This is a genomic window from Acinetobacter sp. YH12129 (assembly GCF_013418685.1).
Classification (GTDB): domain Bacteria; phylum Pseudomonadota; class Gammaproteobacteria; order Pseudomonadales; family Moraxellaceae; genus Acinetobacter; species Acinetobacter amyesii.
This window is the reverse complement of the sequence record NZ_VPBP01000009.1, coordinates 68,332-91,496: the sequence shown is the minus strand read 5'-3', so window position 1 is coordinate 91,496 and position 23,165 is coordinate 68,332. Positions and strand designations below refer to the sequence as shown.

The following is a 23,165-nucleotide window of genomic DNA, read 5'->3' as shown; positions in this document are numbered from 1 at the left end:
CTTAACTTCCTGAATTCAATACTGCTTTTTCAGCAACCATACGTGCCGATTTATCTGCCTGCAAAATAACATCAATATTATTTGCAGCTGAGTTTTCAACTTGACCCAACACATGTTCCACAATTTGCGGGATTTGAGTAAATCCAATTTTCTCATGCAAAAATGCTGCCACGGCGATTTCATTGGCTGCATTTAAAATCGTTGGAGCTAAGCCTCCAGCCTTCATGGCTTGGCGTGCTAATTTAAGTGCTGGGAAACGATGTATATCAGGCTGTTCAAAGTTTAACTGTGAATGAACAAATAAATCTAATGGAGGCACATGTGTTTGAATACGATTCGGCCACGCTAATGCATGAGCGATAGGCGTACACATATCAGGATTTCCCATTTGTGCCAAAGTCGAACCATCTACATATTGAACCATTGAATGAATGATACTCTGTGGATGAACAACAACTGTTACAAATTGTTCTTCAACTGCAAAAAGATGACAGGCTTCGATCAATTCCAAGCCTTTATTCATCAGCGTTGCAGAATCAACAGAAATTTTTTGTCCCATCGACCAATTTGGATGCTTACAGGCTTGAGCAGGCGTTACACTTTGCAATTGTTCTAAACTATGATGCAAAAATGGACCACCAGACGCGGTGAGTAAGATTTGTTTGACACCCAGCTTTGGCTGACCACGACGCTCACCTTGTAGATATGTTTCAGGCAAGCATTGGAAGATTGCATTGTGTTCAGAATCGACTGGCAACAACAAAGCATTATTTTCACGTGCGGTCTGAATCATGATGTCACCCGACATCACGAGCGCTTCTTTATTTGCAAGCAACACGCGTTTACCTGCTTTCGCAGCAGCCAATGTAGGTAGCAACCCTGCCGCACCCACAATAGCTGCCATGACCACATCAACTTGTGGATGTTCTGCTACTGCGATTAATCCTGCTTCATCATGCAGGATTTCAATATCAGTTAATTTTTCAGCTACGAGTAATTGGCGCAGTTCATCCACTTTATTGAATGGAACAACTGCGATTTTCGGTCGATATTGTTTGCATATTTCGACAAGTTCAACAATTCGGCTATGTGCAGTGACTGCAAAAACTGAATACTCTTCGGGGTGCTGTTGCAGAATCTTTAAAGTACTTTGACCAATGGATCCTGTTACACCCAATATACAAACAGATTGTGACATCTATAAATCTACGCCAATTAATTTTAAAACATACATACCTGCTGCAAAGATAGGTGCTGCAGCAAGCAACGAGTCGATACGGTCCAGCACACCACCATGTCCCGGAAGAATACGACCAGAATCTTTGATCCTTGCACGACGCTTGATCATCGATTCAAATAAATCACCAAGTACTGAACTAAATACCGTTATTACTGAAAGTATTAAAAATAAAATATGTTCAGCGATGCTTAAATCTAGATAAATAATTTCAACAACAATAACAATTAGCATTGCAGTGAATAGACCGCCATATAAACCTTCGATCGATTTATTTGGGCTCACATCTGGTGCAAGTTTTTTCTTACCAAATTTACGTCCCACGAAGTATGCACCACTGTCTGCACCCCATACCAACAGGAACAGATACATGAGCCACCACGGTGAGTTCATCCACACAGAAAAAATAGCAGTTACCGCAGCAGGAACTAAGACTAAACCAATACCACTCAGACTTGGGTTATACCAATTGTCGTATTCAGGATAAGACTTCACCCAATAGACACTTAAGATCCAAGTAAAGATCGAAGCCGCCCAAAGCAGTAATGCAACATCTGTAAAATGCAATGCTAGTGCTGAAAGAATAGCAGTGACTAGACCATAGCCCCAAGCGAAAGGTTTAATCACATTTTGTGTATTCCGCGGCATGAGTTTGAACCACTCATAACCCGCGACAGCTGATGCAATAATCATCAGCACAAGCATTGGGTATTTAGACTCGGTTGCAAACATGCAACTCAGTACAACTGAAACCAGTACCAATGCGGTTATTATCCGCTCTAACATTTATTTATTCTCAAACTGCTCTTGTTGAATCTGCTCTGAGGTCTTACCAAAACGACGTTCACGACCACCAAATACTGCTAGTGCGTCGTCAAATTCTTCAATGGTAAATTCAGGCCATAATGTCTGGGTAAAATAAAGTTCTGCATAAGCAGCTTGCCAAAGCAAGAAGTTCGAGAGACGGAAATCACCACCTGTACGAATTAACAAATCTACCGGAGGTAGATCACTTAAACTGACATATTGACCAAAGACTTCAGCATCCACTGCTTCAAGATCTATTTTGTTAGTTAAAACATCTGCTGCGATTTGTTTTGCAGCCTGTGCCATATCCCACATACCACCGTAACTAATTGCAATAGTTAAAGTCATGCTGTCGAAATTAGCAGTCCTTTGTTCAGCTTGCAACATTAAGTCACATAAGTTAGGAGATAAACGAGAACGATCACCAATAAAACGTAGGGAAATGTTAAATTTTTCCATACGCGGCAACTGCTCATGAATGGTTTCTTCGAGAAGAGCCATCAACAGATCAACCTCAAACTGAGGACGATTCCAATTTTCACTCGAAAAAGCAAAAACGGTCAGTGCTTGGATATTTCTTTTACGACAATGTTCAACGATGGGATCTAGGATGTCCTTTCCAGAACGATGCCCTTCACCTTTTTGCATTTGATTCTTTTTGGCAAAACGATTGTTGCCATCCATAATGATGGCAACATGTTTTGGAAGACGGGAAGTTTCTTCAGATGAGGTCATTAAAACTTAGACCTTCATCAATTCAGCTTCTTTTGCAGCCAGACGTTTTTCAACTTCAGCAACGAATTTGTCTGTGATTTTTTGAATGTCATCACCCGCACGACGCTCATCATCTTCAGAAATTTCTTTTTCTTTCAACAATGCTTTGATATCACCCAAAACATCACGGCGGATGTTACGGATCGCAACTTTTGCATTTTCAGCTTCGTTACGTGCAACTTTCTGCATGTCTTTACGTGTTTCTTCTGTTAATGCAGCCATAGGAACACGGATGGCATCAGCAGTAATCGGGTTTAAGCCTAAGTCAGATTCACGGATTGCTTTATCAATTGCAGCAACCATTGAACGTTCAAAAGGCTGAACAAGTAAAGTACGAGAGTCTTCTACACCCACGTTCGCTACTTGGTTTAATGGCACATCAGAGCCATAGTAAGGAACCATAACACCATTTAAAATTGATGGGTGCGCGCGCCCTGTACGAACTTTAGCAAAACCATGCTCTAGAGAATCTAGAGATTTGTTCATACGGTCTTCTGCGTCTTTTTTAAGATCGTTAATCATGTGATCTTCCTTACTTAATTCGAAAAGATGTAAATTCTAAAATAGCTTGTAGTATAAAGAGCTTTAAGGCCCACGTACATTAGTTAGTAACGTGAGTACCCTCTTTTTCACCCATTACCACTGAAAGTAATGAACCTGATTTGTTCATATCAAATACTTGAAGTGGAACGTTGTGGTCACGGCATAAGCAGATCGCAGTTAAATCCATCACACCCAGTTTTTCATCTAAAACTTGGTCAAATGTTAATGCATCGTATTTCACTGCATCTTCATATTTACTTGGATCTTTGTTGTATACGCCATCAACCTTCGTCGCTTTAAGGATAAGATTGGCTTCAATCTCGATACCGCGTAAGCATGCCGCTGTATCTGTCGTAAAGAATGGGTTACCCGTACCTGCGACAAATACACACACTTCGCCACGAGTTAAATGACGAATAGCATCACGGCTAGAGTATGATTCAACTACTGCACCAATGGGTAAAGCTGACATTAGACGAGTTTTGATATTACGTCGTACCAAAGCATCACGAAGTGCCAAACCGTTCATCACAGTGGCCAACATACCCATTTGGTCACCTGTTACACGGCCAACCAAACCATCTTTTTGTAATTGGCTACCACGGTAAAGGTTACCACCGCCGACAACGATACCCACTTGAACACCTAAACCAACAAGGTGCGCAATTGCGAGTGACATTTGATCGAGCACTTGTGCATCGATACCCATCTCTTTATTGCCCGCTAAAGCTTCACCTGAAAGCTTAAGCAGGATGCGACCAAAACGTGGTTTTTTAGAATCAAGCATCATCAACTCCGAATTATTTAATTTCAATTATTTTTAATGAATCGTTTAAGCAGACTTAACCGAGATCAGTTTTGCAAATAAGTCATATTCATCTGCATCTGTAATTTCTACTTCAAGTAAATCACCTGCTTTAATCACTGACTTATCGATATCCTCAACAAAAACATTACCATCAATTTCAGGTGCATCTGCATAAGAACGCGCAACAGCAACTGGGAACTCTTCTTCAAGATCATCCACAAGTACTGTCATTTTCTGACCAATACGGCTTTGCAATTTCGCAGCAGAGATTTCTTGCTGAACTTGCATGAAACGCTCATAACGCTCTTGCTTGATTTCTTCAGGCACATGATCTGGCAAATCATTTGCAGTCGCGCCTTCAACTGGTGAGTAAGTAAAACAACCCACACGATCAAGCTGCGCTTCTTTTAACCAATCAAGCAACATTTGGAAGTCTTCTTCAGTTTCACCCGGGAAGCCCACAACAAATGTAGAACGAATCACAAGATCAGGACATTTCTCACGCCAAACTTTTAAACGCTCCAGTGTATTTTCACTGTGCGCAGGACGCTTCATGAGTTTTAGAATCTTAGGACTTGCGTGTTGGAATGGAATATCCAAATACGGCAAAATTTTGCCTTGTGCCATTAAGTCAATCACAGCGTCTACATGTGGATATGGATATACATAGTGCAGACGCACCCAGATACCCAATTGACCCAATGCTTCACACATGTCATAGAATTTGGTTTTAACGGGCTGACCGTTCCAGAAGTCCAATTTGTATTTGGTGTCTACGCCATAAGCCGATGTATCTTGAGAAATCACTAAGACTTCTTTTACGCCTGCTTTTTTCAGTGCTTGAGCTTCAGTCAACACTGAACCTACTGGACGAGAAACCAAATCACCACGCATGCTCGGAATAATGCAGAATGTGCAACGATGGTTACAACCTTCTGAAATCTTCAAATAAGCATAATGTTTTGGTGTTAATCGAATACCTTGCTCAGGGACTAGATCAATAAACGGATTGTGTTTTGGTGGCTCAGGCACGTATTCGTGCACAGCTTCCATCACTTCTTGATATGCCGCAGCACCTGTCACTTTTAAGACATTTGGGTGCATTTTGCGAATTTTGTCTTCGTCTTTACCTAAACAACCAGTCACAATTACGCGACCGTTTGAACTCATCGCTTCGCCAATGGCATCTAGCGACTCTTGTACTGCAGATTCAATAAAACCACAGGTATTTACAACTACTAAATCTGCACCATCATAATCTGATGCTACATCATAACCTTCAGTCTTTAACTGAGTTAAAATTCGTTCGGAATCTACCAATGCCTTAGGACAACCTAAAGAAACAAAACCGACTTTGGGGGATTTCATGAATCTGCGCTCCACTATAATCCGCGTATTGTATGTCTTTTCAAAACATAAAAACAGGTGAAAAGGTCACTCTTTATATCACGCACCAAAATAATGCTATAAATTCATCCATATAATTTCATTTGCACCATTTTAATGCATTTTTGATTTACAGCCTGTTTTTAATCGGCTATACACTTTATTTAAAGTCTTAAATAAGCGCATTTATTCAAATAAGCATCAAAACTTAGCGTATTTCTCAAATAGTTGGCTTATATCTTGCATAACTTGCATCAATTCGAACCTTATTAGATTGAACGATTTGCTTTATGAAGATGCCATTGCGCCATTTTAAGACAGGAACCTCTCGCTAATGGATCAGACTATGACGATTGATTACCGGCTTTTAGTGGATAATTTAACCACTGCCATTTTATTGGTCGATAGCAACCTGAATATTTTTTATTTAAATTCATCTTGTGAAGCGCTTTTTGACATCAGCTTACTTCGTGCATCAGGTCAGCCTGTATTAAATTTACTTCATATGCCCGATGATGAATTCAATACGCATGATGCATTAATGAATACATTAACTTCTGGTCAGCACTATACGCGCCGAGAAGCAACAATTAATGTCAACTTTAAAGACATTCATGTCGATTACACCGTGTCACAGCTCAACTCAGGTAAACCCTACCACCCTTTGCTATTGATTGAACTCAATCAAATCGACCGGATGTTAAAAATCTCTAAAGAAGAAAACCTGATTCAACAGCATCAAGTCGCACGACAACTGATTCGTGGTGTTGCCCATGAAATTAAAAATCCACTCGGTGGTATCCGTGGGGCGACACAACTTTTAGCGCGTAGCTTAAATGATCCGAAGTACAGCGAATTCACCGACATTATTATTAGTGAAGTAGACCGATTACGTAATCTTGCTGACACTATGCTTGGTTCAAGACAATTACCAAGTTACGAACCAGTCAATGTCCATGAACCCCTTGAACGTGTTCGTTCACTGATCGTCAACCAAACCAAAAAGAAAATTAAGATCACTCGTGATTACGACCTTTCTTTACCGGATGTTCTGGCAGATCGTGATCAATTAATTCAGGTCATGCTGAATATCAGTGTTAATGCTGTTCAGGCGATGACTGAAAATAAAGAGTTCTTTGTTGAGCATCAACCAGAACTCACCTTGCGCACACGTATTCAACGGCTAGTCACCATCAACGGTGTATTAAAACGTTCTGCGGTACGCATTGACATCGAGGACAATGGACCAGGTGTCCCACAAGAAATATTAGAATCCGTATTTTACCCTTTAGTGACAGGACGAGCGAAAGGCACAGGTCTCGGCCTGAGCATTGCACAAAATATTATGCATCAACATAACGGAATGATTGAATGCCAATCAGTTCCTGGAAAAACAGTATTTAGCCTATATTTACCTTGGGAGTCAGATCATGTCGCGTAATAAGATTTGGGTCATCGATGATGATCGCGCCATGCGTTGGGTGCTGGAAAAAACATTCAAAGAAGAAGGTTTTGATGTTACCAGTTTTGAAGAAGCACAATCCGCTTTAGATCAGTTAAGTGTCGATGCGCCAGATGTTATTTTGACAGACATCCGTATGCCGGGTATTGATGGACTGACCTTTTTAGGTAAAGTCAAAGGCAACTACCCTGACTTACCTGTGATCATCATGACCGCTCATTCAGATTTAGAATCTGCTGTGTCGAGCTATCAAACGGGTGCATTTGAATATCTACCAAAACCTTTTGATATTGATGAAGCCTTAGCTCTTGTAAACCGTGCAATTTTACATATCGCCAAATTACAACAACAAGAATCTGCTAAAACCGTTCAACCGATTCAATCTACAGAGATTATTGGTGAATCTCCTGCTATGCAGGAAGTCTTCCGTGCCATTGGTCGTCTTTCTCAATCACACATTACTGTATTAATTAATGGTGAATCAGGCACAGGGAAAGAATTGGTTGCGCATGCGCTGCATAAGCATTCACCACGTGGCAACAAGCCTTTTATTGCGCTCAATATGGCAGCAATTCCAAAAGATTTGATCGAAACTGAATTATTTGGTCATGAAAAAGGCGCATTCACCGGTGCTAACACACAGCGTCAAGGGCGTTTCGAACAAGCCAATGGCGGGACTCTTTTCCTTGATGAAATTGGCGACATGCCATTTGAAACTCAAACACGTTTACTGCGTGTTTTAGCGGATGGCGAATTCTACCGCGTTGGTGGTCACATCCCAGTCAAGGTGGATGTCCGTATCGTTGCTGCAACGCACCAAGACTTAGAAAAGTTAGTACATGAAGGTCGCTTCCGTGAAGACTTGTACCACCGTCTAAACGTCATTCGTATTCATATTCCAAAACTTGCACATCGTAGTGAAGATATTCCGATGCTTGCACAGCACTTCCTAGCAAGTGCAGGCAAAGAACTTGGGGTAAGCCCGAAAATTCTGCGTCCTGAAACGCAAGAATACATGCAAAAACTGCCGTGGCAAGGTAATGTGCGTCAGCTCGAAAATACCTGTCGCTGGCTAACAGTCATGATCACAGGCCGTGAAGTTTATCCAGAAGATTTACCTTCTGAATTAAAACAGATTCCAATTCAAGGCACAGATGGCAATCCTGCTACTCAAGGGATTGATCGTATCGGGGTGCATCATTGGGATGAATTACTTGGTCAATGGGCTGTGCAAAAACTTAAAAATGGTGAGATGAAAATTCTCGACATTGCCACACCAATGTTTGAACGCACCCTCATCAATGCAGCACTACAGCAAACACGTGGGCGTAAGCGCCATGCAGCAGAACTTTTAGGTTGGGGTCGTAATACCTTAACCCGTAAACTTAAAGAACTCGGTATGGACAGTGCCGAAGATGATGTCGAAGAAGAATTAGAAAGTTAATTTTCTAATTTACATTAAAAAAGCCACTCACTTGACTGGCTTTTTTATTTTGAGATTTTTTAGCAATATTTTATGCCGTAAAGCCGACATAACGTGAATAACCTTCCACCCCTAAATCAGACTTATATATCAGAAACTCAGGGAAACTTGAGGCGGTAATTTCAGTAAACATATGATATTGATCATCATTGGCATGCAAGTCATCGACTGTATGCTGCATGGTTTGCTCAAATTCATCTGTAATAAACTCAAAACCAATATCCATTGCAATAAACAGCACATGCTCACATGGCTGTACATACTGCTCTTCTGACCAATCAATCACTTGCTGCTGACAATGTGGACACTGAATGTTATCTGAAGGAGAAATATCAAGTTCGATCAATTGATAAGACATAGAAGTAAATTTATTCATAAATATTAGATTTATTCTAACAAAACTAAGTTTCAGCTAAAGATATTTATTCAATAAAAAAGGAGCCGTAGCTCCTTTAAATATGACTGATTTCGATTATTTCTTGAGGGATGACTTATAGGCTGACAATGCAGCCACCGCGATAGCCGACAAAGCAATACCCGGCGCACTTGCAATTAAAATACCTGTCGTTCCTAGACCTAGCGCCAAAATCTTGCCTGTAAGTAATGGACCTGTCATTGCACCCAAACGTCCCCATGAAATTGCACTTCCCACACCTGTCACTTTCCCAGCTGGTGTATAGAAAATTGGAGAGATCCCATACAAAATCGATTGACCACCTGTAGAGAAAATTCCGCCCATGATGCCTGCAGCAATAAGTACAGGAATGGAATTTGTTGTAAACAGCACAAACAATGCCACAAACAAACCTGAATAGATAATCACTGCCATTTGCCATAATTTTAGGCGATCCAGCAAGTAGCCTAAACCCAGCGTACCAATCACTGCGCCCACTTGGAACATCAACATGATCATAAAAGCTTGTTGCTTTTCCAACCCTTGTTCCATAAGCAAGTTAGGCAACCAACTGATCAGAATATAGTTCACCATTAAGGTAAAGAAGAAACTCAGCCAAAGCGGCAATGTATACTTATAACGCTGTTCAGCAAAAAGGATTTGCCCCATCGGTGGAACCGTTTCCTTGGTTTCTGCCTGAACTTTTTCTGTACGCTTATCTTTTAAGATAATCGCCATGAATGGAATCAAGATTAAAGGCGTTAAACCACCAATTAAAAATAGTGTATGCCATGAGATATCTTTAAAGACAATACCCAAGCCAGCAACAAAGATTGCACCTACGGGTAAGCCACAGTACATCAAACTATTTAAGCGCCCACGGTTAGCATCCGTCGCTTCATCACCCACCACCGAGATCATCGTTGGCATCGCAGCACCCAAACCTAAACCTGTAAAGAATCGTGCGATATATAAAATTTCAATACTTGGTGCAACTGCCGTAATCGACATAAATACACCGAAGATAAAAATCGACAGCATCAGAACTTTCTTCTGTCCCAAATAGTCAGCGACACGCCCCCCAAAGAACGCGCCAAATAACATACCAAACACACCTAAGCTAAACACATAGCCCATTTGCACTTGATCTAAGGAAAATGTCGCTGCGATTCCTTTTGCTGCGATACCGGGCGCTTGCAGGTCAAAACCTTCAAAAAATGCTACCCAGAAACACAAAAATACCGTTAGAAATTTTTGCATTTTTCCCGATTGTTGATTTGCCATAATCGAACTCCATTCATGTAGCGTAAACCCACTTGTACGCCATGCCCTGAAGTTTCGGCTTTATTGGGTAGAATAAATACCACTACAAAGGTCGAAATTCACACGACCAAAAGCCCACCATTAAAACCTAAAACTTTGTATATCAATATTTTTTAGATCTTATTTTTTATTTATAATTAATTATCAATCACTTAGGTTTATGAAAGGTTTTAATAATCAAACCATAGCTAAAACTAATGATGATCAAAATATTCATTTAATCCGATCAAATACCAACAGCCAATAATTTATTGGCAATAAAAAAACCCGCAACTGAGCGGGTTTTTTATTTAACTCAAAATCTTATGCAGATTTTTTCGCTTGGTTATTCTTACGAATCGTAATCATCACCAATTGAACAGCCGCAGGTGTAACACCCGGAATACGACTTGCTTGTGCCAATGTTTCAGGCAATACATTTTTCAGCTTCATGGTGATTTCACGTGAAAGACCAGAAACTACATCGTAATCAAAATCAGCTGGAATACGTGTATCTTCCAAACGCTTCATTTGCGCAACGTCTTCTTGCTGACGGTTAATATAACCTGCATATTTCACAGCAATTTCAATTTGCTCACCCACAAATGCCGAAACTTCAGAACCCGTCAATTCAGCAATTTGCGCAAAGTTGATATTTGGACGTTTGAGCAAATCAATTGCATTGGTTTCTTTTGACAGGTCATCACCCGTCATTTCAACGAATTTTTTGCCTAGTGGATTGTTTGGCGCTGCCCAAAGGTGTTGTAAACGACCTTTCTCCGTTTCTACAGCTTCCATTTTTTGGCAGAACGAATCCCAACGCGCATCATCCACCAGACCCATTTCACGACCAATGGCAGTTAAACGCTGATCTGCATTATCTTCACGCAACATCAATCGGTATTCCGCACGTGACGTGAACATACGGTATGGTTCTTTAGTACCGAGAGTAATCAAGTCATCAACCAACACGCCCATGTACGCTTCATCACGTTTTGGTGTCCATTGCTCTTGATCCCATGCACGACGTGCTGCGTTTAAGCCTGCAAGCAAACCTTGCGCACCCGCTTCTTCATAACCCGTTGTACCGTTAATTTGACCTGCAAAATACAGGTTATTAATCGATTTGGTTTCTAAAGAGAATTTCAATGATTGTGGATTGAAATAATCGTACTCAATCGCATAACCTGGACGCAATATATGCGCATTTTCCATACCACGAATCGATCGAACCAATTCAAATTGAACGTCGAATGGTAAAGAAGTTGAAATACCGTTTGGATAAAGCTCATGTGTGTCCAAACCTTCAGGTTCCAAGAACACTTGATGCGAATCTTTATCGGCAAATTTATGAATTTTATCTTCAATCGATGGGCAGTAACGTGGACCCACACCTTCAATCACACCAGTATACATTGGTGAACGGTCTAAGCCACCACGAATGATATCGTGAGTTTTCTCATTGGTATGTGTGATATAGCAATTGATTTGCTCAGGATGCATCGACGCATCACCCATGAACGACATAGTCGGAGATGGGAAATCACCCGGCTGTGGCGTCATCACAGAGAAATCAACTGATCGTGCATCGATACGTGGTGGTGTACCAGTTTTTAAACGACCTACAGGTAAGTTCAATTCACGAAGGCGCGCAGCCAATGAAATTGAAGGAGGATCGCCCGCACGACCGCCTGAAGCATTATTTAGACCTACGTGGATCACACCACCCAAGAATGTACCTGTAGTTAATACAACAGTTTTCGCATCAAAGCGAATACCCATCTGAGTAACCACACCTTTTACAGTGTCGCCCTCAACGATTAAGTCGTCAGCTGCTTGTTGGAAAATATCCAAGTTCGCTTGATTTTCTAAGGTTTCACGAATCGCAGCTTTATAACGAATACGGTCAGCCTGTGCGCGAGTCGCACGAACAGCTGCACCTTTACGTGAGTTTAAAATACGGAATTGAATACCGCCTTTGTCAGCAGCCAATGCCATTGCACCGCCAAGCGCATCAATTTCGCGTACTAAATGTGATTTACCAATACCACCGATGGCTGGATTACAGCTCATCTGCCCTAAAGTCTCAATATTATGAGTTAAGAGTAAAGTCTGTCGACCCATACGTGCCGCAGCAAGAGCTGCCTCAGTACCCGCGTGACCGCCGCCGATAACAATGACATCGTAAACTTTAGGATAATGCATAGTGGTAAAGGAGATTAAAAAAGGATGACGGAAGATTATAGCAAAAATTCACCGATAAGTTGACTGATTAACTCGATTTTATTGTTATTGACTACTGTTTTATGCCTATATATTTCTTTATGAACATACATACTTTGCATATTCCATATAAAAATATACATTTCTCAAGCAAATGTTACTCGAAGATTGTTGTTTTATTCTGATGATTTTTTATTCTGTTATAGATCCCATGAGAATCATAAGGACTATAAGCATGAATAAGAATATTTTGCTATCCACGGTTTTATGCGGTTTATGTTTATCACCACTTGCTGCCTCAGCCAATGATAAAGTTGAGAAAGTGTATGATGCACAGCGATATCAACAAGTCTGTAAAGGTAAAAGCCAAGGCGCTCAAGTATCATTTGCCTATCGCGGTATTATCTGGAATGGTACCTGCGAACCACAATTTTTTAGTTCTTCCAAAAATGCAAATCTTCATGGCGAAGAAGCCGAATTATTAAGCACATGTAGTGCAGATGCAAAAGCCACTACTGCAACGATTAATGGACAAGAAATTAAAGGAAAATGTGCTTTAGGGTTCACTCCTCCTCGTCCTAAATAAACAATTGTCGATAAAAATATCGACCAATTAACAGATCAAAAATAAAGCGGGTAAAACATCAGTTTTTACTCGCTTTTATTTATTGCTTATTTATCAAACTGAGATAAACTCAAAAACACTATAAGGATAAAAATATCAGGAAATTCCATGGATTCGGGATTATTTGCATTTTTTCTACCCATTGCTTTAGCCATTATGATGATGGGTTTGGGACTTGAACTTTCAGTCAAAGACTTTTTACGCGTTGGACGCTATCCAAAAGTTATTTTCATCGCTTTATTTACTCAGCTCATTCTACTGACCAGCATTGCGTTTTTCCTGTGTAAGTTGCTTGAGTTACCCCCTTTACTCGCGGTCGGGCTCATGTTGCTTGCGGCTTCACCCGGTGGCCCCACAGCAAACCTTTATAGCTACCTATATAAAGGTGATGTTGCATTAAATATTAGCTTAACGGCCATTAACTCAGTTGTTTCGTGCTTTACATTGCCTTTTATTGTCAACCTTTCCATTTTGCATTTTGTTGGTGAAAGTACCAGTATTGGCATGCCTATCGATAAGATCACCCATGTATTTCTGATTATTTTGATACCGGTATGTTTCGGTATGTTTATTCGTAACTCCTTTCCGACCATTGCATATCACATCAACAAACCGATGCGAATGTTATCTATTTTTTTATTAATTCTTATCTTTACACTCGCAGTTTTGCGCGAACAATCCAACATTATTACGTATTTTGCCAGCGTCGGCATTGCAACCTGTTTACTCTGTTTCAGTGGACTATTTTTGGGTTACTTAATTCCATTCCTCTCGGGTGTGCCTGAAAAACAGGCTCGTGCGTGTACCTTTGAGATTGGTATTCATAACACCAGTATCGCCCTAACCATCGCACTGAGTGTGCTTGAAAACACCACAGTGGCGATACCTGCCGGTGTTTATTCTATTTTTATGTATTTATTGGCGACCTTATTTGGTTTTATTTTGACGCGCCGTGGCAGTCACTTGATTCAACAAGTGAAAACCTAAACTATTTTTTCTAACGCAATCACCATAAGGACTTTGGTGAAAAACCATTAAATATGCTCAAGGAGAATAAATAAGATGGATTCTGGAATTATTACGGTTCTTTTGCCATTAGCACTGGCCTTTATTATGATCGGGCTTGGGCTAGAACTTACCCCCAAAGATTTCGCACGTGTCACCAAACATCCTAAAGCCGTGTTGATCGCATTATTTTGCCAACTCGTGTTGCTTGTCGGTATCGCCTTTCTACTATGTAAACTGTTAGCATTACCACCACTGCTTTCTGTCGGCTTGATGCTACTCGCAGCCTCACCTGGTGGTAGCACAGCTAACTTATTTAGCTATCTATTTAAAGGTGACTTGGCTTTAAATATTACCCTGACCGCCATCAACTCAGTCATTGCAGCATTAACCCTACCATTGATCGTGAATTTTTCGATCATGCACTTCATGCAAGAAGGCCAACAAATCAGTCTGCAATTTGGGAAAATCCTCCAAGTTTTCGGCATCATTATCATCCCCGTCTGTATAGGCATGCTGCTTCGTCACTATGCACCTAAACTGACTGAGAAACTGCATAAACCACTCCGTATCTTTGCTGTGGTCTTTCTCATCTTAATTATTATCGGTGCTATTTACTCTGAACGACATAATATTGCGGCTTATCTAACTCAAGTTGGCTTAGCAACGGTTCTATTCTGTATTTTCAGCTTATGTATCGGTTATTTTGTTCCGAGACTATTTGGCATCAATAGTGCTCAGGCACGTGCTTGTGCATTTGAAATCGGTATTCATAACAGTACGTTAGCCATGACCATCGCCTTAACGGTGATGGCCAGCTCTGCTGTAGCAATGCCTGCGGCGGTATATTCAATCTTTATGTACATCTTTGCCGCTGTATTTGGCTTCCTAATTACGCGTTTTGCACCAATCTCGACAACTACAACCGAAACAATTAAAAGTTAAGTCATTGAAAAATTAAAAGGATGCTACGTGCATCCTTTTATTTTTTGTCAATTTTGATAATCGCTAGCTGCAAGTTGCCGAGTTCCGTTACAATAGCTTTTTATAAAACTCATTTAGGTTATGTCCGTGAAGTGGTTACAAATTCATATTACTGTTGAAAAAGCTCAAGTTGATTACACTGAAACGCTGCTCAGTTCTTTAGGTGCAGTCAGTGTCACGCTAGATGATGCAGAAAATCAGGATTTACTTGAACCACTTCCAGGTGAAACACCACTTTGGAATAAAGTGATCGTTACTGGTATCTATGCACAAGAAGATGATGAAGAAATTGATGTTGCTGCATTAAAAACATTTATTAAAGCTCAACTTCCTGAAGCACTAATGCGTAGCGAATTCATTGAAGACCAAGAATGGGAACGCACATGGATGGATGCTTACGAGCCTATTAAAATTGGTGAAAAATACTGGATCGTACCAGAATGGATGGAAGCACCAGAAGCAGACGCCGTAAACATCAAACTAGACCCAGGTCTGGCATTTGGTACTGGTAACCATGCATCAACATTCTTATGCCTACAATGGTTAGGTAAAGTTGATCTTAAGGATAAAATCGTCATCGACTACGGTTGTGGTTCTGGTATTTTAGGTGTTGCCGCTTTACTTTTGGGTGCCAAAAAAGTTTATGCCACTGATATTGACCCACAAGCCGTTTTAGCAACACAACAAAATGCAGAATTGAATGGTGTACTGGAAAATCTGTATGTAGGCCTACCTGAAGAGTTCAACCAAGAGCTCGCTGGACAAAAAGCCGATGTGTTTGTTGCTAATATTCTTGCAGGCCCTCTAATGGCCTTGGCTGCAGAATTCTCAACTTTAATTAAATCTGAGGGCGAGTTCGCACTTGCAGGTGTAATTGAAGAGCAAGTTTCTGATGTTTCTAGTGTTTATTCTGAATTTTTTGATATATTAGACGTAGAAAAACGTGACGAAACATGGTGCCGAATTTCGGGTAAACGCCAACAGTATTAAAATTTAAAATGTGTACTTATGAGCGACAAATTAACTAACTGCCCAACTTGTTTTACAACATATAAAGTAACTGTTCCGCAGCTTACTGTCGCTCAGGGCATGGTTTGTTGCCCAAAGTGCTCTACATCTTTTAATTCACTGTCTCATTTGGTGGTAGATAAAGCGTTGTCTTTTTCTACCCCTGAGCAAGAAAATGCACCTCAAAAAAACTCCAATACTATTATTAATGTCAGCGAATTTAATAATACGCTTACACCAGTGACTGTTGAAGAAACACCAACCCACCATTTATTAAAACTATTTGATCAAAAAGTCGAAAACTCTAATATCGATCTAAAAACTTATTTAAATAACTTAAATTATTTCAGCACCGAACCGATCGGCAACCTTCCTGCAGTAAATTGGGCAGAACAGGCTGAAAAGGATAAAAAACGTACACCACTCAACTATTTTATGTGGTTCTGTATTAATGCCTTCTTATTTGGTGCACTTATATTCCAGTTTTTCTGGTTCAATCCACAATATTTAAAAAACAGCCCAGTAATGGGTGCAGCATTTACTGCGGTCTGTGATGTATTCAATTGTTCACGTCTAGAGGAACACTACAGTTTAATTAGTACCAAAAAAGTCAAAATTCGTAGCATTGGAAATAATGACACACGTTTTACTGGTGAAATGATCAATTTTCATGACCGTAGCCTTGCCTTACCCAATATGAAAATTTCACTAAAAGAAAATGGTGCTGAAATAGCAAACTATACGCTTTTACCTGAAGAGTATTTGGATAAAAGTCTTCATGGTATCCAACGGATCCCAAAAAGTAGTCCTTTTAAATTCCAATTTAGCTTACCGATTGCACGCAAAAGCTTCGATAATTATTCAATTGAGTTGATTCGCCCCTAATATTGAAAAAAACTATTAAAAAAGTAAAAAAAACATAAAAAAAATGCAGTTTTCTTGCTCACTTTTTCCTAGACAATGGTATGATACGCGCCACGAAAGCTTTGTGCTGCAAACTCCTCGCTAATTTTTCACAACAAATACAATCCCAACCGTGCGCTTTAATATTTATTGCGTATTGAGTAGATTTTTTGTTTGTTTTTTAGGCTGTAACAATTATTAATCTATTGTTACGCTTATTTTTCGAACAATTTTGCGAGTTGTGTCAAGCTACAAGTAATGTACAAGTTTTAGAACTCCGCATTAGGAACTAAAACGGAGTTCATTCAAGTTTATAGACCACTTTTAACAAATCACTTTACCCAAGTGATATTTGATTTTTCGGATTAATTCGCATGAATAGCAAATCTCCTATTTTTACTGCACAATCTGATGTCGCTCTTCGTATTCACGTAGATCGCGCAGTTCGCCATTACTTTGCACAATTGCAAGGCGAGCAACCATCTCAGGTATACGATATGGTGCTGGCGGAAATGGAGAAGCCTCTTCTATCTGTAGTTCTTGAATATACACGTGGTAATCAAACCCGTGCTGCTGAGATTCTCGGCTTAAACCGTGGTACTTTACGTAAAAAGTTGAAAGCTCACGGTTTAATGAGTGAATAAATGATAAAATGCTTGCGGCTTCCGCAGGCATTTTTTTTAACCTGCATTTTGCTAATTTTGTTTTAATCTGTTCCTTGAAAACTGTGACGAAGATCATGACTATTAAACGCGCTTTAATCTCTGTGTCTGACAAGACTGGAATTGTTGAATTTGCACAAGAACTTGCTGCTCTAGGGGTAGAAATTTTATCTACTGGCGGAACATACAAATTGTTGAAAGACAATAATGTTGCCGTAGTTGAAGTTTCAGAGCACACAGGTTTCCCAGAGATGATGGACGGCCGTGTAAAAACGCTACATCCGAAAATTCATGGTGGTATCTTAGCTCGTCGCGGTCTAGACGAAGCTGTGATGGCTGAACACAACATCGATGCAATCGATCTTGTAGTTGTTAACCTTTATCCGTTTGCTGCAACTGTTGCAAAACCAAACTGTTCACTTGCTGATGCGATTGAAAACATCGATATCGGTGGTCCGACTATGGTTCGTGCTGCTGCGAAAAACCATGCTTCTGTTGGTATCGTGGTAAATGCTGCTGACTATGCAACTGTCGTTGCTGAGCTTAAAGCTGAAGGTTCACTTTCACATGCAACTCGTTTTGACCTTGCGGTTAAAGCATTTGAACATACTGCTCAATACGACGGTATGATCGCTTCTTACTTAGGCGCTCGCGTAGGTAAGGAAGAAGGTCAAGCAGATAAATTTGCGCGTACTTTCAATACTCAATTGAACAAAGTTCAAGACTTACGTTACGGTGAAAACCCGCATCAATCTGCTGCTTTCTATGTAGAAGACACAGCGACTGAAGCTTCAGTTTCAACTGCGAAACAGCTTCAAGGTAAAGAACTATCTTATAACAACATCGCAGACACTGACGCAGCACTTGAATGTGTTAAATCATTCGCTAAACCTGCTTGTGTAATCGTTAAACACGCAAACCCATGTGGCGTAGCAGTATCTTTAGACGGCATCCAAGCGGCTTATGACCTTGCTTATGCAACTGACCCTGAATCTGCATTCGGCGGCATCATTGCATTTAACCGCGAATTAGATGTTGCAACTGCGCAAGCCATTGTTGACCGTCAGTTCGTTGAAGTGATCATTGCTCCAAGCGTTGCTGAAGGCGTGCTTGAAGTGACTGGCGCGAAGAAAAACGTACGTGTACTCGTATGCGGCGAGCTTCCTGCAATTACTGAACGTAAAGCTCAGTTAGATTACAAACGTGTGAATGGCGGTTTGTTGGTTCAAGACCAAGACTTAGGCATGATCACGAAAGATGACCTTAAAGTTGTGACTAAACGTGCGCCAACTGAAGCAGAAATTGATGACTTAATCTTTGCTTGGAAAGTTGCGAAATACGTTAAGTCTAACGCTATTGTTTATGCAAAAGGTCGTCAAACCATTGGTGTTGGCGCAGGTCAAATGAGCCGCGTTAACTCTGCTCGTATTGCTGCAATTAAAGCTGAACATGCTGGTTTAGTGGTTGAAGGTGCGGTAATGGCATCTGACGCATTCTTCCCATTCCGTGATGGCATTGATAACGCTGCGAAAGCGGGTATCAAATGCATTATCCAACCGGGTGGTTCTATGCGTGATGAAGAAACAATTGCTGCAGCTGATGAAGCTGGTATTGCAATGGTCTTCACTGGCATGCGTCATTTCCGTCACTAATTGATTAAAAGTCGTATTTATTAATCCCCCTAAATCCCCCTTTGTAAAAAGGGGGACTTTTCACGTAAGAAACCATAACTTTCAAGCGTGATCCCCTCCCTTTTTTAAAGGGAGGTCGGGAGGGATTCTATTCTTTTGAGGGATTTTTAGATGAATATTTTAGTTTTGGGTAATGGCGGTCGTGAACATGCATTGGCATGGAAAATCGCACAAGATGACAAAGTCGCAAAAGTATTTGTAGCGCCGGGCAATGCGGGTTCTGCAACTGAAAATAAATGCGAAAATGTTGCGCTTAACATTTTAGACAATGCAGCGATTATCGACTTTGCAAAAAACAATGCCGTTGATTTAATCGTGGTTGGCCCTGAAGCACCACTTGTAAATGGTGTGGTGGATGCTTGCCGTGAAGCTGGCGTAAAAATTTGGGGCCCAACTCAATTTGCTGCACAGCTTGAAGGCTCTAAAGCATTTGCGAAGCACTTCTTAAAACGCCACAACATTCCAACTGCTTTCTATGACGTGTTCACAGAAGTTGATGCAGCTAAAGCATTTATTGAAAAAAATGGTGCGCCAATCGTGATCAAGGCTGACGGTCTTGCTGCAGGTAAAGGCGTAATTGTTGCCATGACGAATCAAGAAGCATTCGATGCAATTGATGACATGCTTGCAGGCAACAAATTTGGTGATGCTGGCTCACGCGTTGTAATCGAAGAATTCCTTGCTGGTGAAGAAGCATCTTTCATTTGTATGATTGATGGCGACAACATCTTACCGATGGCAACTTCACAAGATCACAAACGTATCTTTGAAGGCGACCAAGGTCCAAATACTGGCGGTATGGGTGCTTACTCTCCTGCTCCTGTGGTGACGGCTGACGTATTTGAAAAAACCATGAATGAAGTGATGCGTCCTACCGTTGAAGGTATGAAAAAAGACGGTCACGTGTACACAGGTTTCTTATATGCAGGCTTAATGATTGATGAACAAGGTCAACCTAAAGTGATCGAGTTCAACTGCCGTTTTGGTGACCCTGAAACTCAGCCAATTATGATGCGTTTAAAATCATCTTTAGTTGACCTTGTTGAAGCTGGTATTGCAGGTAACTTACCAAAAGAAGCAGATTGGGATGAGCGTAAGACTGTAGGTATCGTACTTGCATCTAAGGGCTACCCTGAAACATCTAGCAATGGTGATGTAATTTCAGGTTTAGACACTGAAATGGCTGATGCTAAAGTTTTCCATGCAGGCACTAAAGCACTTGAGAATGGTGATATTGTGACTGCTGGTGGTCGTGTTCTTTGTGTGACTGCGCTAGGCAACACCATTGGCGAAGCGCAAGCGAAAGCATTAGAGCTGTGCCAAAAAGTAACGTTTGACGGCGTTCAATACCGTAAAGATATTGGTTACCGCGCAATTGCACGTGAAAATGCCTAATCATTCATTTGATTAAGAAAAACCCCGCTAAATGCGGGTTTTTTTTAATTGTCACATTTCTATGCACTAGGTTTGTGTTGAGGGCTTCCTTTCCATTTAAAAGAATTTAAAACTTCTGTCAAAATTGACTGCAAGTGATTCATTGATTCTGGTGAAACATCTACTTCACCATAATGACCATCTGCCATAGTTGATCCATACTTAGAGCCATTTAAACAATTTAATATTAATGCACCTTGTTGAGCATTAATAAAACTATTCTCAACAGGCTTTAAATCCAAAGGCTTATTATATGCCCCCAATCCCCTTGATCTATCTTCGAGATGCTGGGCGGTATTCCTAACACCACGTAAATCAGGAAAATATTCTGACATTTTCAAATACGTAGTTTTCAGCTCCGTTGGAACATCTTTATTATTTGATAAAACTTTAAGAAATTTATCAAAAGTATCCAAAGCATATAAAAATGCTCGTGCATATATAAATGCTAAATTATGATTAAACTCCCTAGGTATACGACCTTGACTCCATTTTTCTCTTTTAAAAATAATTTCCGTTTTTAAATTAATCTCTTCCATATAATCCCAATGATTCTTACCCTCTTGTAAAATCTCAACTTCAATCTCCTTCCTTATTTCACTTCTTCTATTATTTTCTCGAAGCCAATCATCTTTAGAAGTTGATTCTTGGTGAACCATTGAATGAAACAGATTTAAAGCTAAATTTGCCTCAAAAAATTGCGCTTCTAACGAACGAAGCTGACTTTCAATCGCCCAACTCCATTCACGATCTTCATAATCAAGCCAAGTCCCAGGTATAATTATTTCAAAAATATACATCACATCTACTCACGGTCTTTTTATAATAAGAATAAGGAAATTATAGTATTACATATATGATACAACTCCCAACCCCTCGCCTGATCCTACGCCAATGGCAAGACTCCGATACTGCTCCATTCATCCACATGTGTGCAGATGATGACGTCATGCGCTATTTCCCTAACAAACTTGATGCTTCCGAAGCCACTGCATTTATGCAACGCCTACACGATGCAATAGAAATACGCGGTTGGGGTTTATATGCTGTCGAGCTTAAAGCTACAGGAGAATTTATTGGCTTTATCGGCTTACACGCACATCCACCCGAGTTCGAAATAGCTGATGCCCCTGAAATTGGTTGACAACTACTGCCACAATATTGGCATCAAGGCTATGCTACCGAAGGTGCAAAAGCTGTACTTAAGCATGCTTTTAGAAACTTAAGATTAGATAAAGTTATTTCCTTTACAGCAAGCTTAAACACACCATCAGAACATGTCATGCAACGCATTGGTATGCAAAAAGTCCGTGAATTTAATCATCCACTTGTACCACTAGAGCATCGTTTAAATAAACATATCCTGTATGAAATACAGCGTAGTGATTACTTGCACATCCCCTTTTGCTAATTGAATAATTATTCACGGCAAAACTAAAGTACATTAACTCTGCCAAACAGTGACTATAGGTGATGTTAAATTCTTTAATTTTAGTAACTACAGGATTTCGCATAAGAAAGCTAAATCATTCATTAAATCATATAAAAAACCCTGCTAAATGCAGGGTTAAGAAAAAATATCAAATTCGATCACTAGCGATTAAAACATCTTGAGGTGTAAGCTGAAGCAACTGCAAACTTGTCTAAGCATGCTTAATCAAAATGGAATACATAATCAACAACATCGGTACATTGCACTTTAAAAAATTGAATCTTGAGGAACAATAAACCTTTCGCCAGAAGTATATTGAACAAACTCGACCTGCTCCCCAATTTGCACAACACACTACCCCGATGTGATTTCAACACGTTCTTTCACATGCACCTCAAACGTCATAGGTTGTTCTGATATCAAAAATACACCAATGGTTTTTTGGCTACCATCTTCAATTTTTAAAACATGGCTCACCCATCTACCGCCATAATGTACCGTAGGCTTTTTTACAATTGAGACGAAATCAAACTGATTTAACATAGCGTGCCGCACATAGCAATTTATTATGATCAATTATTAAGCAGTTTATATTAAACAATATAGTGGATTCAATCTTCATCAGATTTAGATCTAAAATTTTGAAAAACCATGAATCAAAGTTGAACTTCAAATATATCAATAAAGATTTCAACTCAGCTTAGATTGAAGCACTTCGTTATTTTCACATATGAATGTTACAAATTTTGTGTATGACAGGACTTATTTCATTTTTATCATTTTTTCAGCAATACTTTTTAAAATTTGTTATATAGACCTAAACTTATACAAATGACGTACTTAAATAGTTTAATTATAAATAATATATTGTTTTTACTTATTAAATTATTTAATTAAACATATTCCATATACATTTTTGGTGCTAAGCATAACTTTTTAAATCACTATATTGAATAATAAAAAATTGATATGATGCCTAGCGAAATATAGAGATTTGCTTTA

21 protein-coding genes and 1 pseudogene are annotated in these 23,165 nt (G+C 39.9%); 11 read left to right on the top strand and 11 right to left on the bottom strand.

The features are described 5' to 3' along the window. Position 1: 1 nt before the first annotated feature. The 6 genes from ispC to rimO form a co-directional block, all read right to left on the bottom strand. Positions 2–1,198, bottom strand: a complete 1,197-nt coding sequence (gene ispC, locus FTU65_RS06990; protein ID WP_180065062.1) for a 1-deoxy-D-xylulose-5-phosphate reductoisomerase — start codon at positions 1,196–1,198, stop codon at positions 2–4. Then, positions 1,199–2,023, bottom strand: coding sequence for a CDP-archaeol synthase (locus FTU65_RS06985; protein ID WP_180065061.1), 825 nt, complete (start codon positions 2,021–2,023; stop codon positions 1,199–1,201). It lies immediately after the preceding gene. Then, positions 2,024–2,779 carry a polyprenyl diphosphate synthase gene (gene uppS, locus FTU65_RS06980; protein ID WP_180066533.1) on the bottom strand — a complete coding sequence of 252 codons (756 nt, stop codon included), beginning with the start codon at positions 2,777–2,779 and terminating at the stop codon, positions 2,024–2,026. A gap of 6 nt (positions 2,780–2,785) precedes the next feature. Continuing rightward, positions 2,786–3,340 (bottom strand): ribosome recycling factor, encoded by a 555-nt coding sequence (frr, locus tag FTU65_RS06975; RefSeq protein WP_078188724.1) that lies wholly within the window; start codon positions 3,338–3,340, stop codon positions 2,786–2,788. A gap of 79 nt (positions 3,341–3,419) precedes the next feature. Beyond that, entirely contained in the window at positions 3,420–4,148 is a 729-nt protein-coding gene (pyrH, locus tag FTU65_RS06970) for a UMP kinase (RefSeq protein ID WP_078193535.1), read from the bottom strand. A 45-nt stretch (positions 4,149–4,193) separates the two neighbouring features. After that, positions 4,194–5,537: a 30S ribosomal protein S12 methylthiotransferase RimO gene (gene rimO / locus FTU65_RS06965; RefSeq protein WP_180041115.1), complete on the bottom strand. Its 1,344-nt coding sequence runs from the start codon at positions 5,535–5,537 to the stop codon at positions 4,194–4,196. Positions 5,538–5,889: 352 nt separating this feature from the next. Here rimO and glnL point away from each other — a divergent pair, with 352 nt between their 5' ends. Beyond that, complete coding sequence (glnL, locus tag FTU65_RS06960; RefSeq protein WP_078188727.1) at positions 5,890–6,996, top strand: nitrogen regulation protein NR(II); 1,107 nt, start codon at positions 5,890–5,892, stop codon at positions 6,994–6,996. Continuing rightward, entirely contained in the window at positions 6,986–8,461 is a 1,476-nt protein-coding gene (gene glnG / locus FTU65_RS06955; RefSeq protein WP_078188728.1) for a nitrogen regulation protein NR(I), read from the top strand. Before glnL ends, glnG begins: the two co-directional genes overlap by 11 nt. Before the next feature lie 70 nt (positions 8,462–8,531). Here glnG and FTU65_RS06950 read toward each other — a convergent pair whose 3' ends face one another. The 3 genes from FTU65_RS06950 to mnmG all read right to left on the bottom strand — a co-directional run bounded on the left by FTU65_RS06950 (position 8,532) and on the right by mnmG (position 12,401). Next, positions 8,532–8,858, bottom strand: coding sequence for a hypothetical protein (locus FTU65_RS06950; protein WP_078193710.1), 327 nt, complete (start codon positions 8,856–8,858; stop codon positions 8,532–8,534). A gap of 114 nt (positions 8,859–8,972) precedes the next feature. Beyond that, positions 8,973–10,178, bottom strand: coding sequence for a 3-(3-hydroxy-phenyl)propionate transporter MhpT (gene mhpT, locus FTU65_RS06945; RefSeq protein ID WP_180010134.1), 1,206 nt, complete (start codon positions 10,176–10,178; stop codon positions 8,973–8,975). Between the two features lie 342 nt (positions 10,179–10,520). After that, on the bottom strand, positions 10,521–12,401 hold the full coding sequence (mnmG, locus tag FTU65_RS06940; protein WP_180003879.1) for a tRNA uridine-5-carboxymethylaminomethyl(34) synthesis enzyme MnmG: 1,881 nt from the start codon (positions 12,399–12,401) through the stop codon (positions 10,521–10,523). A 253-nt stretch (positions 12,402–12,654) separates the two neighbouring features. Between mnmG and FTU65_RS06935 the strand changes: the two genes are divergently transcribed. The 8 genes from FTU65_RS06935 to purD all read left to right on the top strand — a co-directional run bounded on the left by FTU65_RS06935 (position 12,655) and on the right by purD (position 20,692). Then, a complete protein-coding gene (locus FTU65_RS06935; protein ID WP_078188731.1) occupies positions 12,655–13,005 on the top strand; it encodes a hypothetical protein in 351 nt (116 codons plus the stop codon). A gap of 147 nt (positions 13,006–13,152) precedes the next feature. Further along, positions 13,153–14,031 carry a bile acid:sodium symporter family protein gene (locus FTU65_RS06930; protein WP_180003878.1) on the top strand — a complete coding sequence of 293 codons (879 nt, stop codon included), beginning with the start codon at positions 13,153–13,155 and terminating at the stop codon, positions 14,029–14,031. 75 nt (positions 14,032–14,106) lie between these two features. Beyond that, positions 14,107–14,994 carry a bile acid:sodium symporter family protein gene (locus FTU65_RS06925; RefSeq protein WP_180066531.1) on the top strand — a complete coding sequence of 296 codons (888 nt, stop codon included), beginning with the start codon at positions 14,107–14,109 and terminating at the stop codon, positions 14,992–14,994. Positions 14,995–15,120: 126 nt separating this feature from the next. Beyond that, complete coding sequence (prmA, locus tag FTU65_RS06920; protein ID WP_168377617.1) at positions 15,121–16,023, top strand: 50S ribosomal protein L11 methyltransferase; 903 nt, start codon at positions 15,121–15,123, stop codon at positions 16,021–16,023. 18 nt (positions 16,024–16,041) lie between these two features. Next, positions 16,042–16,926, top strand: coding sequence for a DUF3426 domain-containing protein (locus FTU65_RS06915; protein WP_180066529.1), 885 nt, complete (start codon positions 16,042–16,044; stop codon positions 16,924–16,926). Between the two features lie 392 nt (positions 16,927–17,318). Further along, a complete protein-coding gene (gene fis / locus FTU65_RS06910) occupies positions 17,319–17,588 on the top strand; it encodes a DNA-binding transcriptional regulator Fis (protein WP_001086304.1) in 270 nt (89 codons plus the stop codon). 95 nt (positions 17,589–17,683) lie between these two features. Then, a complete protein-coding gene (gene purH, locus FTU65_RS06905) occupies positions 17,684–19,258 on the top strand; it encodes a bifunctional phosphoribosylaminoimidazolecarboxamide formyltransferase/IMP cyclohydrolase (protein WP_180003874.1) in 1,575 nt (524 codons plus the stop codon). A 150-nt stretch (positions 19,259–19,408) separates the two neighbouring features. Then, positions 19,409–20,692, top strand: a complete 1,284-nt coding sequence (purD, locus tag FTU65_RS06900; RefSeq protein WP_180065057.1) for a phosphoribosylamine--glycine ligase — start codon at positions 19,409–19,411, stop codon at positions 20,690–20,692. Between the two features lie 59 nt (positions 20,693–20,751). Here purD and FTU65_RS06895 read toward each other — a convergent pair whose 3' ends face one another. Then, entirely contained in the window at positions 20,752–21,531 is a 780-nt protein-coding gene (locus FTU65_RS06895; protein ID WP_180054448.1) for a hypothetical protein, read from the bottom strand. A gap of 56 nt (positions 21,532–21,587) precedes the next feature. Between FTU65_RS06895 and FTU65_RS06890 the strand changes: the two are divergent. Further along, a pseudogene (locus FTU65_RS06890) lies at positions 21,588–22,142 on the top strand (GNAT family N-acetyltransferase). 375 nt (positions 22,143–22,517) lie between these two features. Here FTU65_RS06890 and FTU65_RS16545 read toward each other — a convergent pair. Continuing rightward, on the bottom strand, positions 22,518–22,706 hold the full coding sequence (locus tag FTU65_RS16545; RefSeq protein ID WP_373683445.1) for a pyrimidine/purine nucleoside phosphorylase: 189 nt from the start codon (positions 22,704–22,706) through the stop codon (positions 22,518–22,520). Between the last annotated feature and the right edge of the window lie 459 nt (positions 22,707–23,165).

Excerpts from the sequence above, each read along its gene's own strand:
- FTU65_RS06935 (WP_078188731.1), top strand. The coding sequence starts at position 12,655 with ATGAATAAGAATATTTTGCTATCCACGGTTTTATGCGGTTTATGTTTA.
- mnmG (WP_180003879.1), bottom strand. The coding sequence starts at position 12,401 with ATGCATTATCCTAAAGTTTACGATGTCATTGTTATCGGCGGCGGTCAC.
- FTU65_RS06915 (WP_180066529.1), top strand. The coding sequence starts at position 16,042 with ATGAGCGACAAATTAACTAACTGCCCAACTTGTTTTACAACATATAAA.
- FTU65_RS16545 (WP_373683445.1), bottom strand. The coding sequence starts at position 22,706 with ATGTTAAATCAGTTTGATTTCGTCTCAATTGTAAAAAAGCCTACGGTA.
- rimO (WP_180041115.1), bottom strand. The coding sequence starts at position 5,537 with ATGAAATCCCCCAAAGTCGGTTTTGTTTCTTTAGGTTGTCCTAAGGCA.
- frr (WP_078188724.1), bottom strand. The coding sequence starts at position 3,340 with ATGATTAACGATCTTAAAAAAGACGCAGAAGACCGTATGAACAAATCT.
- ispC (WP_180065062.1), bottom strand. The coding sequence starts at position 1,198 with ATGTCACAATCTGTTTGTATATTGGGTGTAACAGGATCCATTGGTCAA.
- purH (WP_180003874.1), top strand. The coding sequence starts at position 17,684 with ATGACTATTAAACGCGCTTTAATCTCTGTGTCTGACAAGACTGGAATT.
- FTU65_RS06895 (WP_180054448.1), bottom strand. The coding sequence starts at position 21,531 with ATGTATATTTTTGAAATAATTATACCTGGGACTTGGCTTGATTATGAA.
- mhpT (WP_180010134.1), bottom strand. The coding sequence starts at position 10,178 with ATGGCAAATCAACAATCGGGAAAAATGCAAAAATTTCTAACGGTATTT.
- glnL (WP_078188727.1), top strand. The coding sequence starts at position 5,890 with ATGGATCAGACTATGACGATTGATTACCGGCTTTTAGTGGATAATTTA.
- FTU65_RS06930 (WP_180003878.1), top strand. The coding sequence starts at position 13,153 with ATGGATTCGGGATTATTTGCATTTTTTCTACCCATTGCTTTAGCCATT.
- purD (WP_180065057.1), top strand. The coding sequence starts at position 19,409 with ATGAATATTTTAGTTTTGGGTAATGGCGGTCGTGAACATGCATTGGCA.
- FTU65_RS06950 (WP_078193710.1), bottom strand. The coding sequence starts at position 8,858 with ATGTCTTATCAATTGATCGAACTTGATATTTCTCCTTCAGATAACATT.
- uppS (WP_180066533.1), bottom strand. The coding sequence starts at position 2,779 with ATGACCTCATCTGAAGAAACTTCCCGTCTTCCAAAACATGTTGCCATC.
- fis (WP_001086304.1), top strand. The coding sequence starts at position 17,319 with ATGAATAGCAAATCTCCTATTTTTACTGCACAATCTGATGTCGCTCTT.
- FTU65_RS06985 (WP_180065061.1), bottom strand. The coding sequence starts at position 2,023 with ATGTTAGAGCGGATAATAACCGCATTGGTACTGGTTTCAGTTGTACTG.
- pyrH (WP_078193535.1), bottom strand. The coding sequence starts at position 4,148 with ATGCTTGATTCTAAAAAACCACGTTTTGGTCGCATCCTGCTTAAGCTT.
- glnG (WP_078188728.1), top strand. The coding sequence starts at position 6,986 with ATGTCGCGTAATAAGATTTGGGTCATCGATGATGATCGCGCCATGCGT.
- FTU65_RS06925 (WP_180066531.1), top strand. The coding sequence starts at position 14,107 with ATGGATTCTGGAATTATTACGGTTCTTTTGCCATTAGCACTGGCCTTT.